Origin of the sequence: Rhizobium sp. BK491 (assembly GCF_014194925.1) — a bacterium.
Taxonomy (GTDB): domain Bacteria; phylum Pseudomonadota; class Alphaproteobacteria; order Rhizobiales; family Rhizobiaceae; genus Rhizobium.
The window spans coordinates 157830-170107 of record NZ_JACIAR010000006.1; the positions used below are offsets into that span (position 1 = coordinate 157830).

The 12278-nt window shown below is 62.1% G+C and carries 8 protein-coding genes; 4 read left to right on the forward strand and 4 right to left on the reverse strand.

The features are described 5' to 3' along the window. The first annotated feature begins 2 nt into the window (after positions 1-2). The 3 genes from FHX05_RS24685 (at position 3) to FHX05_RS24695 (ending at position 5774) form a co-directional block, all read left to right on the forward strand. Positions 3-1397 (forward strand): cytochrome P450, encoded by a 1395-nt coding sequence (locus FHX05_RS24685; RefSeq protein ID WP_183875111.1) that lies wholly within the window; start codon positions 3-5, stop codon positions 1395-1397. An 86-nt stretch (positions 1398-1483) separates the two neighbouring features. Beyond that, positions 1484-3487 carry a hydantoinase/oxoprolinase family protein gene (locus tag FHX05_RS24690; RefSeq protein WP_183875113.1) on the forward strand — a complete coding sequence of 668 codons (2004 nt, stop codon included), beginning with the start codon at positions 1484-1486 and terminating at the stop codon, positions 3485-3487. 118 nt (positions 3488-3605) lie between these two features. Then, positions 3606-5774, forward strand: coding sequence for a malate synthase G (locus FHX05_RS24695; protein WP_183875115.1), 2169 nt, complete (start codon positions 3606-3608; stop codon positions 5772-5774). 84 nt (positions 5775-5858) lie between these two features. Here FHX05_RS24695 and FHX05_RS24700 read toward each other — a convergent pair whose 3' ends face one another. Then, positions 5859-6533 (reverse strand): L,D-transpeptidase, encoded by a 675-nt coding sequence (locus FHX05_RS24700; protein ID WP_112338657.1) that lies wholly within the window; start codon positions 6531-6533, stop codon positions 5859-5861. A 181-nt stretch (positions 6534-6714) separates the two neighbouring features. Between FHX05_RS24700 and FHX05_RS24705 the strand changes: the two genes are divergently transcribed. Continuing rightward, entirely contained in the window at positions 6715-7302 is a 588-nt protein-coding gene (locus FHX05_RS24705; RefSeq protein WP_246699072.1) for an MmcB family DNA repair protein, read from the forward strand. Between the two features lie 59 nt (positions 7303-7361). On the opposite strand, the gene FHX05_RS24710 is transcribed toward FHX05_RS24705, so the two are convergent. From FHX05_RS24710 to hrpB, 3 genes are all read right to left on the reverse strand, one after another. Next, positions 7362-7949: an ActR/PrrA/RegA family redox response regulator transcription factor gene (locus FHX05_RS24710; protein WP_112400216.1), complete on the reverse strand. Its 588-nt coding sequence runs from the start codon at positions 7947-7949 to the stop codon at positions 7362-7364. A gap of 75 nt (positions 7950-8024) precedes the next feature. After that, positions 8025-9317 (reverse strand): ActS/PrrB/RegB family redox-sensitive histidine kinase, encoded by a 1293-nt coding sequence (locus FHX05_RS24715; protein WP_183875131.1) that lies wholly within the window; start codon positions 9315-9317, stop codon positions 8025-8027. Between the two features lie 47 nt (positions 9318-9364). After that, on the reverse strand, positions 9365-11830 hold the full coding sequence (gene hrpB, locus FHX05_RS24720; protein WP_183875133.1) for an ATP-dependent helicase HrpB: 2466 nt from the start codon (positions 11828-11830) through the stop codon (positions 9365-9367). Positions 11831-12278 lie beyond the last annotated feature (448 nt).

Consider the following 12278-nt stretch of genomic DNA (forward strand, 5'->3'; position numbering starts at 1 on the left):
CCATGGATATGATTCCGGAAGCCTTCTCTCCGCCGGCGCCGATCCCGCGTACCATTCCGCCGTCGCGATGGACCATCATCAAGACCATCCTGCGCAATCCGCTCGAACTCTGGGGCGAGCCTTCCTATACGCTGCCCTGGATCAAGACCAAGTTCTTCAACGAGCGGACGCTCATCGTCAACGATCCCGGCCTGATCAAGCATGTTCTGGTCGATAATGCAGCCAATTATCGCATGGCCGATATCCGCCAGCTCGTGCTCCGGCCGATCCTGCGCGATGGCCTGCTGACGGCGGAGGGGCCAGTTTGGAAGCGCTCGCGCAAGGCTGTGGCACCGGTGTTCACGCCACGTCACGCACAGGGCTTTGCCGGCCAGATGCTGAGCCAGAGCCTGGAATATCTGCAGAAATACGAGGACATCGGCGCGGAGGGCGCCGTGTTCGATATTGCCACCGATATGACCGAATTGACCTTCGCCATCCTGGCAGAGACCTTGTTTTCCGGCGAGATCGTCACCGGAGGCGAGCATTTCGCCGATGAGGTCAATGAGCTCCTGCATCGCATGGGCCGGGTCGATCCGATGGATCTTTTGCGCGCCCCTGCCTGGGTGCCGCGCATCACCCGGATCGGCGGCCAGCGCGTGCTCGACAAGTTCCGCGGCATCGTCCGCACCACCATGGATCAGCGGCTGGACAAGATGCGCCGGGATCGCGCCAGCGCGCCGGACGATTTTCTGACGCTGCTGCTCGAAAAGGCCGGTCCGGATGGACTGACCATGGAGGAGATCGAGGACAATATCCTCACTTTCATCGGCGCAGGCCACGAGACAACAGCCCGTGCCCTTGCCTGGACGCTCTATTGCGTCGCCAATAGCCCGCATATTCGCGAGGCCATGGAAGAGGAAATCGACCGGGTGCTGGCAACCGATGCCGAGCCGGTCGCCTGGCTCGACCTGATGCCGAACGTCCGCGCCGCCTTCGAGGAGGCGATGCGCCTCTATCCGCCGGCTCCGTCGATCAATCGCGCCGCGATCGCCGATGACGAATGGGTGAGCGACAAGGGCGAGCGCGTGACGATGGAGAAGGGAATCACCGTCCTCATCATGCCCTGGACGCTGCATCGCCACGAGCTCTACTGGGAAAAGCCGCGCGCCTTCATGCCGGAGCGCTTTCTTCCGGAAAACCGGGCCAAGATCAATCGCTTCCAGTATCTGCCTTTCGGCGCCGGTCCGCGCGTCTGCATCGGCGCCACTTTCGCGCTTCAGGAGGCCGTCATCGCCCTTGCCGTCATGATGCGTCGCTTCCGCTTCGACCTGACTGATGAGACTGATCCCTGGCCGGTGCAGAAGCTCACGACGCAGCCGCACGGCGGATTGCCGATGCGGGTGACGAGGCGGTAGGACTGTTTTTGCCGCTTGCCAGCTAGCGGCCCGGCCCGGAAGGGTGCAATAACGGCATCGCAGTGCATTCAAGGCTGGATATTGTCGTGACATCTCACTTCCTGCTCGGCATCGATACGGGTGGAACCTACACCGATGCCGTTCTCTTCCATGAAACCGAGGGCGTGGTCGCCAAGGCGAAATCGCTGACGACGCGGCATGATCTGGCCGTTGGCATTGCCGGCGCCGTCGATGCCGTCATCGCCAAGGCCGATATTCCCGTTTCGGCCATCGGCCTCGTATCGCTGTCGACGACGCTTGCCACCAACGCGCTTGTCGAAGGGCAGGGCGGCCGGGCCGGCCTGGTCATGATCGGTTTCGGCCCCGAGGATCTCAAGCGTGATGGCCTTGCGGAAGCGTTGGGCTCCGATCCTGTGCTGTTCCTCCCCGGCGGCCACAATGTTCACGGCAACGAAAACCCGCTCGATCTGACGGCGCTGCGCGATGCGTTACCCGAATTGGCGAAGTCGGTGTCGTCCTTTGCCGTCGCCGGCTATTTCGCCGTACGGAATCCGGCTCATGAAATCAGGGTGCGCGATTGCATCCGCGAGATCTCGCATCTGCCGGTCACCTGCAGCCATGAACTCTCTTCCAAATTGGGTGGCCCGCGCCGCGCCCTGACGACGCTGCTCAATGCTCGCCTCGTCTCGATGATCGACCGCCTCGTCGGTGCTTGCGAAGGGTTTTTGGCGACGCGCGGCATTGCCGCGCCGATGATGGTGGTGCGCGGCGATGGCGCCTTGATTTCGGCCGATGAAGCCAAGCTCCGCCCGATCGAGACGATCCTCTCGGGTCCGGCGGCAAGCCTCGTCGGCGCGCGCTATCTCACCGGCCTCGACAATGCCGTCGTTTCCGACATCGGCGGCACCACCACCGATGTCGCCGTCATGGAGGATGGCAGGCCGCGGCTGGATGCCGATGGTGCCGTGGTCGGAGGCTATCGCACCATGGTCGAGGCCGTTGCCATGCGCACTTATGGCCTTGGCGGCGATTCCGAAGTGAAGATCAACGACCGCGGCCTCGTCGCCGCCTTCGAACTCGGCCCGCGCCGCTTGTTGCCGCTGAGCCTCGCCGCTCACATGCATGGCGATGCCGTCTTGAATGTCCTGGAGCAACAGCTGCGGGCGACGCATCTCGCCCGCAACGCCGGCCGCTTTGCGCTGCGCACCGGCGTGCCGGATCATCTGGCAAGCGGCCTCAGCAGCCCGGAGCAGGCGTTGTTCGATCGAATCGGCGCCGTTCCCGTGGCGCTCGACAAGCTCCTGACAATGACGTCGCAGAAGGCGACTTTGGATCGGCTTGTCGCGCGCGGCCTCGTGCATCTGAGCGGCCTGACGCCTTCCGATGCCATGCACGTGCTCGGCGGGCAAAACCAGTGGAATGCAGAGGCTGCCCGCCTTGGGCTCGCTCTGGCGATGCGGCTGAAGGATGGTTCGGGACGTCTCATCGCCGAATCTGTCGAGGAATTGGCGCAGAAGATCGTCGATCGCCTCACCCGCCAGTCGGCCGATGTCATTCTCGCCGCCTGCCTTGCTGAAGATGGCGTGGCCGATCTGGATCCCGCGAAATCCATCTCCATCGATCGCGCCCTTCGCCGTGCGCCGGGGATCGCCCGTTTTGCCATTTCGCTCGATCGGCCGCTTGTCGGCCTCGGCGCTTCCGCTCCGGTCTATTATCCCGCCATTGCCGAGATGCTGGCGACCGAGAACGCCATTCCCGGCGATTCGGATGTGGCGAATGCCGTCGGTGCCGTCGTCGGTCAGGTCCGCACCAGCGTCACCGTTTTCGTCACCATGCCGGAGGATGGCATCTATGTGCTAAACGGCGCCGGCGAAAGTCTACGCTTCACCAATGAGGATCGGAGCTTCGCCGATGCCCGCTCGCGCGCCATCGAGGCGGCAATGGCGCAGGCAAGGCTAAATGGTGCCGTGGATCTGGTGGTTGCGGTGGACGAGCAGGTGGATGCGCCCGAGGTGGAAGGCAGTCGCAAGCTGATCGAGGCCCGGTTCGTGGCGACCGCTACGGGCCGTCCCCGTATCGCCGCGGACTAATTATTTCCCGAGTGGCATAAATCTTTCGAACCATTGCCAAATTGACAGAAGTGAAACCGTGAGCAAAGTGGCAACATGTAAAAATTGAGCCGTGGAACGGCCTTGAGGAGTATATGGCATGAGCCGCATTGAAAAACACGGGCTTCAGATCGAACAGGTCCTCTACGATTTCCTCGTCAAGGAGGCGCTGCCCGGTTCCGGCGTGGATGCGGAGGCCTTCTTCGCCGGCTTTTCCAAGATCGTCCACGATCTCGCGCCAAGGAACCGTGAGCTTCTAGCCAAGCGCGACCGCATGCAGGCAGCACTTGACGATTGGTATCGCAAGAACGGCGCGCCTGTCGATCTCGCCGCCTACGAGGCTTTCCTTCGCGAGATCGGCTATATCGTGCCCGAAGGCCCGGCCTTCACGATCTCGACCACCAATGTCGATCCGGAAATATCCGAGATCGCCGGCCCGCAGCTTGTCGTTCCGGTCATGAACGCGCGCTATGCCTTGAATGCCGCCAATGCCCGGTGGGGATCGCTCTACGATGCGCTCTACGGCACCGATGCCATTGCCGAGACCGATGGCGCCGAAAAGGGCAGGGGCTATAACCCCAAGCGCGGCGAGAAGGTCATTGCCTGGGTCCGTGATTTCCTTGATTCGGCCGTGCCGCTTGATGGTGCAAGCTGGAAGGACGTCACCAATCTTGCCGTAAAGAACGGCGCACTGACGATCACCACGAAGGTTGGCGCCGCAAAACTGACAGAGGCTGATCATTTCGCTGGTTATCTCGGCGATGCCACCAGCCCCTCGCATGTCCTGTTGAAGCAGAACGGCATCCATATTGAAATCGTCATCGACGCCGGCACCGAGATCGGCAAGGCTGATCCGGCCGGCATTTCCGATGTTCGCCTGGAATCGGCGATCACGACGATCATGGACTGCGAGGATTCGATCGCCGCCGTCGATGCCGAGGACAAGGCAGAGGTCTATCGCAACTGGCTTGGCCTGATGAAGGGCGATCTGGCTGAGGAAGTCGCCAAGGGCGGCAAGACCTTCACGCGTCGGCTGAACCCCGATGTCACCTACACCGCGCCGGATGGCAGCACCTTCGATCTGCATTGCCGCTCGCTCATGCTGGTGCGCAATGTCGGCCACCTGATGACCAATCCGGCCATTCTCGACCGGGATGGCAAGGAGGTGCCGGAAGGCATCATGGACGCCGTCATCACCGGCCTGATCGCGCTCTACGATATCGGTCCGAACGGGCGCCGCCAGAATTCACGCGCGGGTTCGATGTATGTCGTCAAGCCGAAGATGCACGGCCCGGAAGAAGTCGCCTTCGCGGTCGATATCTTCACGCGCGTCGAAGACCTGCTTGGGATGGCGCGCAACACCATGAAGATGGGCATCATGGACGAGGAGCGCCGCACGACGGTCAACCTCAAGGAGGCGATCCGCGCCGCCCGCGAGCGCGTGGTCTTCATCAACACCGGCTTCCTCGATCGCACCGGCGATGAAATCCACACGTCCATGGAAGCCGGCCCGATGATCCGCAAGGGCGACATGAAGCAGGCGGCCTGGATTGCGGCCTATGAGAACTGGAATGTTGATATCGGCCTCGAATGCGGCCTCTCGGGCCATGCGCAGATCGGCAAGGGCATGTGGGCCATGCCGGACCTGATGGCCGCCATGCTCGAGCAGAAGATCGCCCATCCCAAGGCCGGCGCCAACACCGCCTGGGTGCCGTCGCCGACCGCCGCCACGCTGCACGCCACCCATTACCACCGCGTCAATGTCGCCGATGTCCAGAAGAGCCTGAAGAGCCGCGCCCGCGCCAAGCTGTCAGACATCCTCTCCGTGCCGGTCGCCTCGCGGCCGAACTGGACGCCGGAGGAAATCCAGCGCGAGATCGACAACAACAGCCAGGGCATTCTCGGCTATGTCGTGCGCTGGGTCGATCAGGGCGTCGGCTGCTCCAAGGTGCCTGACATCAACAATATCGGCTTGATGGAAGACAGAGCTACCCTGCGCATCTCGGCGCAGCATATGGCCAATTGGCTGCACCACAAGGTCATCAGCGAAGCGCAGATTGTCGAAACGATGAAGCGTATGGCCGCCGTCGTCGATCAGCAGAATGCCGACGATCCCAATTATATTCCCATGGCCGGCAATTTCGACGACTCCGTCGCCTTCCAGGCAGCGCTCGATCTCGTCCTCAAGGGACGCCAGCAGCCAAACGGCTATACCGAACCGGTCCTGCATCGCCGCCGCATCGAGCTGAAGGCAAAGCAGGCCGGATAGGCCTGCCGGAGGGCAGCTGAAAAACGCAAACAAAAAAGCCGCCGGACGATATCCGGCGGCTTTTTCAATGCGAATTCCCAGTGATTACTGGATCACGACAACCTTGGTGCTGCGGCCCGGAAGAACGCGGCTGTAGAGATCGATCACGTCCTGATTGATCAGGCGGATGCAGCCGGAGGAGGCGGCGGTGCCGATGGAAGCCCATTCCGGCGTGCCGTGCAGGCGGAACAGCGTGTCCTGGCCCTTTTCATTGTAGAGATACATGGCGCGCGCGCCGAGCGGGTTCGACAGGCCCGGGTTCATGCCGCCATCGACGTACTTGGCGATTTCCGGACGGCGAACAGCCATTTCCTTCGGCGGATGCCAATTCGGCCATTCCTGCTTCCAGGCAACATAGGCGGTGCCGGACCAGGAGAAGCCCTGCTTGCCGACGCCGATGCCGTAGCGCATCGCTTCGCCATTGCCGAGGATGTAGTAGAGGTGACGCTCGCGCGTGTTGACGATGATCGTGCCTTCGGCCTCATCCGTCTTGTATTCGACGATCTGACGGCGGAACTGCGGCTTCACCTTCTGGATCGGGATCGCCGGCAGCTGAAAGCCATTGTCGGTCGTCACACCGTAATCGCCATCGAACGTCTTGATGGTCTCGGTAGCCGAATTGGCGGTAGCGGCCGGCGCTGCTGCGGCGGTGGTGGCATAGCCAGCCGATGCGAGCATTGCGACAAGGCCGAGTGCGGTCATAGCATTACGGATGCGCATGGAAGTCTCTTGAATTTTCGTGGCGGGAAACGGATGGCTATCAACCATCTTTGTCTAAAGTTTATTTTCCATTAAACTTAGCTTTGCAAGCTGCTCTGGCCCTACAAAAATAGCGCCGGCGCGCAAATTAGAAGGACATGGTTTTTTTGCAACAACGCCAGGCCTGTCCCAGAGACAATTCATGACGATTTTGAACGTTTACAATAACAATCCGTTAATAGATGGCCGGCAGTCGGAACGGGCCATGCTTGTACGCAAGGGCGTGCAACTATTACTGCACGACATGCGTCACGCCGTGCTACCCGAGCTGCCGCTCGCCAGCGGTCGCCGCGCCGATCTCATCAGCCTTTCGGAAAAGGGCGAGATCTGGATCATCGAGATCAAGACCTCGATCGAGGATTTCCGCGTCGACCGCAAATGGCCCGAATACCGGCAGCATTGCGACCGGATGTTCTTCGCGACGCACAAGGACGTGCCCCTGGATATCTTCCCGGAAGATTGCGGGCTGTTTCTGTCAGATGGTTATGGCGCCCATATGATCCGCGAGGCGCCGGAGCATCGCCTGCCGCCGGCGACGCGCAAGTCGGTAACGCTCAACTTCTCCCGCGCTGCCGCCCAGCGCCTAATGCTGGCCGAGTGGGCAACGGGTAAAGATTTTGCCTTCTCCCCACGGGGGTCCGAAGGACGGGTCGAGACCGATGGCTCGACCCTGGTTAGTGCCCGCCCTTCGATAGCTCAGGACGCCGATGAGAGGGGTGAAGAGCTTTAGCTTCGAGTGGTTTTTGCAACTCGCACTTACAGCGTCCTTCTCCCGAGGCAAAGTATGCTCTATTTCGGAGCCCGCTTGGCAAGGATGCGCTGCAAAGTGCGGCGATGCATGTTGAGCCGGCGAGCCGTCTCGGAGACATTACGCTCACACATTTCATAGACGCGCTGGATATGCTCCCAGCGCACGCGGTCCGCAGACATCGGGTTTTCGGGCACTTCGGCCTTTTCACCGGGGCGCTGCGTCAGCGCGGCATAGACGTCGTCTGCATCGGCGGGCTTGGCGAGATAGTCGAGAGCGCCAAGCTTGACGGCGGTCACTGCCGTCGCGATGTTGCCATAGCCCGTCAGCACCACAATATGTGTGTCGTCCCGACGCTGGCGGATGGCTTCGATCACGTCGAGCCCGTTGCCGTCGCCGAGGCGAAGGTCGACCACGGCATATTTCGGCGGGGTCGCCTTGGATTTGGCAACGCCTTCCGCGACGGATTCCGCCGTCTCGACTGCAAAGCCGCGTGTCTCCATTGCCCGCGCCAGCCGGCGCAGAAAGGGGCCGTCGTCATCGACGATCAGCAATGTAGCATCCGGGCCGATATGGGCCTCGGCATCCTTGACCCCTGCTTGCGGGGCCACGCTTTCCTTATCCGTCATTTTATCTTCTATCCCGGCGACCATCCGCCTGCATATTCAACCAATTTTGACGATGGCAGTTTTAGGCCGCGAAAATCATTTTGTCGAATTACTGTCGATTAACACGCGCGGCCATTCGACGCGGACGCGCGCTCCCGGCGTCTCCGCATCGCGATTGCTAAAGGAAAGTGTAGCGCCAGAGCGTTCCAGCAAGGTCTTGGCGATGAAGAGCCCGAGCCCGAGCCCGCCTGCCGTGTCGTCGCGCTGGCGCGAGGTGACATAGGGTTCGCCGATCCGCGCCAGTATTTCCGGCGAGTACCCGCCGCCATCGTCCTCGATGATAATAGTCAGAGTTTCGGCGGTGTATTCCACCGTGACGGTCACAGTCTTGCGGGCATAGTCGACCGCATTTTCGATGAGGTTGCCGAGGCCGTACATGATGCCGGCATTGCGTGACAGAACAGGTTCGCCCGCCCGCGGGCTCTTCTCGATGAATTCCAGGTTGATTCCGAATTCGCGGTGCGGCGCGATAACCTCTTCCATCATCGAAGACAGGGTCAGCCGCCGCATATGCGCCTCATCCTCCGAAGAGAGTGTCGTTAGCCGCCGCAGGATGTCGCGGCAACGCTCGCTCTGGCTGCGCAGCAGTGCCACATCCTCCCGGAACCGATCGTCTTCCCGGAGTTCCCGCTCCATCTCTTTGGCGACGACGCTGATCGTCGCAAGCGGCGTGCCGAGTTCGTGTGCGGCCGCTGCCGCCAGCCCATCCAGCTGCGACAGGTGCTTTTCCCGCTGCAGCACCAGCTCCGTCGCTGAAAGAGCATCCGCAAGCTGCGAGGCCTCCATAGAGACACGGTAGGCATAGAAGGCGGCAAACGCCATGGTGGAGGCAATTGAGCACCACACGCCCAGCTGCATGACGCTATGCACGCTGACCGAAACGCCTTCATACCAAGGCAAGGGGAAGGGAGAGAATGCCAGAGCGGTAATGCAGATCATCGCAAGTCCGATGAGCGGCATGCTGTAGCGGATCGGCTGCGAGGCAAAGGAAATGATGACGGGCACGCAGACCAAGGCTGAGAAAGGGTTGGAAAGCCCACCGGTGATTAGGAGCAGCCCGCAGAGCTGCAGCAGATCGAGGCTGAGCAGCGCGAAGGCCGCCGGCGGTTCCAGCCGGTGCGTCGGCGGGTAGCGTAGCGTCAGGAAGAAGTTGATCCAGGCAAGGCAGGCGATCAGCACGCAGCATGGGAGAAGCGGCATCGGAAATTTCAGCCAGAAGGCGACGATCATGACCGTCACCGTCTGACCGCCGACTGCCAGCCAGCGCAACCGCACCAGCGTCTGCAATCTCAGCCGCCGGCTGGTATGATGGCCCTCCTGTGCCTTCATTTCGGCTTCGGAGAGTTTTTCCAGTCCCCGGAAGAAGCGTGCCATCGTCAGGTCCCCCGTGGCTTGGCGCGTGTTGTCGGCAAGGCCTCGGCCGGATCCTCCGGCCAAGGATGCCTGGGATAGCGGCCGCGCATGTCGGCGCGGACATCCTTCCAGGATCCGGCCCAGAAGCCCGGCAGGTCGCGCGTCGTCTGGATCGGGCGATGTGCGGGCGATGTCAATTCCAGCACCAGCGGCAATCTGCCGCCGCCGATGGCCGGATGCTGCTTCAGCCCGAACAGCTCCTGCACGCGGATGGTGAGCAGCGGCTCTTCGCCGTCATATTGTATGGGATGGCGCTGACCGGTGGGCGCCTCGAAATGCGTCGGCGCCATCCGGGAGAGATCGCGCTGCAGCTCGTGCGGCACCAGCGACATCAGTCCATTGGAGAGTCCGCCGGCCGAAATATCGGAGAGGCCGCGCACATCGCTTTGAAACGGCGTGAACCATTCGTCGAGTCGGGCAAGCAGCGCCTCGTCGCTCATGTCGGGCCAGGGCTCGCCGATCGTCCTGTATAAGAAGCCGATCCTGTCCCGCAGCTGCACCGCCTCTTTGGAGAAAGGCAGGACGTCAATGCCGAGTTCGCGAATACCTTCGGCCAGCGCTTTCGCCGCCTGTTCACCGGAGGGGCGGGGCAGGGGCGTCTCTTCGAAGATGATGGCGCCGAGCCTTGTCGCCCGCCGCGCCCGCACCTGTCGGCTCGCTTTATCGAAAAAGCTTTGATCTTCGGTGCGGATCTCGCCCGGCAAATGCTCTTCGACATCGGCGCGGGAAATCTCCGCCGCCGTCAGAATACGCGCCTGCGCCGCACGTCCGGTTAGGTCGGCAATGACAAGCATCTGCGATCCTGCCAGCCGCTCGGTCTCCGGCAGCTCCGCGCCGCGCCCGTTGGCCATGACGAAACGTCCTCGCCCGCCGCGCTGCAGCGCGATCCGATCGGGAAAGGCATGCAGCAGCAGCGCACCGGCAAGCGGAGGAGTAGAAGCGGCAAAGCCGCCATTGCCGCCGGCAGCCTGAGCAAGGCGCCCGGCCAGCCGCCGCGCCGCCTCGGCCCGCTCGCCCTTCTCCGTCTTGAAGCGCCGCAAACGATCTTCCAGATCGCTGCTCTGGCCGCCAAGCCCTTGTTCCGTCAGCAGCACAGCAAGCAGCGCCGCCTCCCGCGCCTGGCCGAATTCGCCAGCGGAAATCACCATGGCCGCCAGCCGTGGCGGCAAGGCAAGCTCGCGCATCAGCCGGCCGCGCGCCGTCAGCCCGTTTTCCGCATCGAGCGCTCCCAGCTGCCGCAGCAGGGTCCGCGCCTCGGCGAGCGTCGTTGCCGGCGGTTGGTCGACGAAGGCAAGCGTTGCCGGATCCTGCACGCCCCAATGGGCGAGATCGAGCGCTAGGCCTGAAAGGTCACTGGAAAGGATTTGCGGCGGCGTAAAGGCCGGAAGCGCCGCGGTCTGCCCCGGATGCCAGAGCCGGATGGCAATGCCCGGCTCGGTTCGCCCGGCACGGCCGGCGCGCTGATCGGCCGAAGCACGTGACACGCGCACCGTTTCCAGCCGCGTGATGCCGGTCGAAGCCTCAAAGACGGGCAGCCGCTGCAATCCGCTGTCGATGACGATGCGCACACCGTCGATAGTGATCGATGTCTCGGCGATCGAGGTTGCCAGCACGATCTTGCGTGTGCCCTGCGCGGCTGGCCTTATCGCCGCATCCTGTTCCTTCTGGCTGAGGTTGCCATAGAGCGGCGCGATCATCGTCTCCGACCCGAAGCGGCCTTCAAGCCGCTCCACCGTGCGGGTGATTTCCGCCTGACCGGGCAGGAAGGCGAGGATGGAACCCTGTTCGCTCGTATGCGCATTGAGGATCGCCCGCGTCACTGTATCCTCGATCCGCTCTCCCGCTGGCCGATCCTGATGGCGGATATCGATCGGAAAGCTGCGGCCCATACTTTCAATCACAGGCGGATGGTCGAGGAGTGCAGCGACGCGCTCCACATCGAGCGTTGCAGACATAACAAGGATGCGCAGATCGTCGCGCAATGCCGATTGCACGTCGAGCGCCAGCGCCAGGCCGAAATCCGCATCCAGCGAGCGCTCGTGGAATTCGTCGAAGATGACGGTGGAGATGCCTGACAGTTCGGGATCGTCGAGGATCATCCGCGCGAAGACACCCTCCGTCACCACCTCAATACGGGTCTTGGAAGAAATGCGGTTGTCGAGCCGCATGCGATAGCCGACTGTATCGCCGACCTGTTCGCCAAGTAGCGAGGCCATGCGGGCAGCAGCGGCCCGTGCCGCCAGCCGCCGTGGTTCCAGAAGAATGATCCTGCCATCGCCGCGCCATGCCTGCCCTAAGAGATAAAGCGGCACCAGCGTCGTCTTGCCGGCGCCGGGCGGCGCGGAGAGTACCGCACGCCGCTCTCTACAGAGCGCGGTGCCAATATCGGCAAGCACATGCGAGACCGGCAGCTCCGGCAATAAAGGCACTCTATATGTCACGCCGGCTGGCTCCACATATGTTTATGGGCGAAAGCTGGAGTTTGCGGGTTCGACGCGGCGCGCGCCGCCTTTTATCGAGAGGCACCATATCTGCTCCCTTCAATCTCTCGATGTCTATTAGGTCCTGGGTGTTCGGCTGGCAATGAGAGCGGATCCATTGCTTGCAACAGGGCGCAAGCAGCCCTTTGGGAGTGGCTATCTGGACGATTCCGGCAGGCGACGTAAAATGAATCCTGAAATCGCCGCCAATCGCGAAAAAATCTCCAGGATTTCAACGGCACTTACAAAACCCCGTTTAAAATCAAGCCCTTACAAAAATGTCAGAATTTTTACAGTCTGAGTGTTGACTTGGTTCGGAGGTAGGGTCTATAAGCCCGATCACTGACGAGGGCGGCGGCGCTGCTGGCGACGAAGACCTTCGCTCTAGTGTTTCCTG

Excerpts from the sequence above, each read along its gene's own strand:
- FHX05_RS24710 (WP_112400216.1), bottom strand. The coding sequence starts at position 7,949 with ATGACGGATAAGGAAAGCGTGGCCCCGCAAGCAGGGGTCAAGGATGCC.
- FHX05_RS24700 (WP_112338657.1), bottom strand. The coding sequence starts at position 6,533 with ATGCGCATCCGTAATGCTATGACCGCACTCGGCCTTGTCGCAATGCTC.
- FHX05_RS24705 (WP_246699072.1), top strand. The coding sequence starts at position 6,715 with ATGACGATTTTGAACGTTTACAATAACAATCCGTTAATAGATGGCCGG.
- FHX05_RS24715 (WP_183875131.1), bottom strand. The coding sequence starts at position 9,317 with ATGAAGGCACAGGAGGGCCATCATACCAGCCGGCGGCTGAGATTGCAG.
- FHX05_RS24695 (WP_183875115.1), top strand. The coding sequence starts at position 3,606 with ATGAGCCGCATTGAAAAACACGGGCTTCAGATCGAACAGGTCCTCTAC.
- FHX05_RS24685 (WP_183875111.1), top strand. The coding sequence starts at position 3 with ATGGATATGATTCCGGAAGCCTTCTCTCCGCCGGCGCCGATCCCGCGT.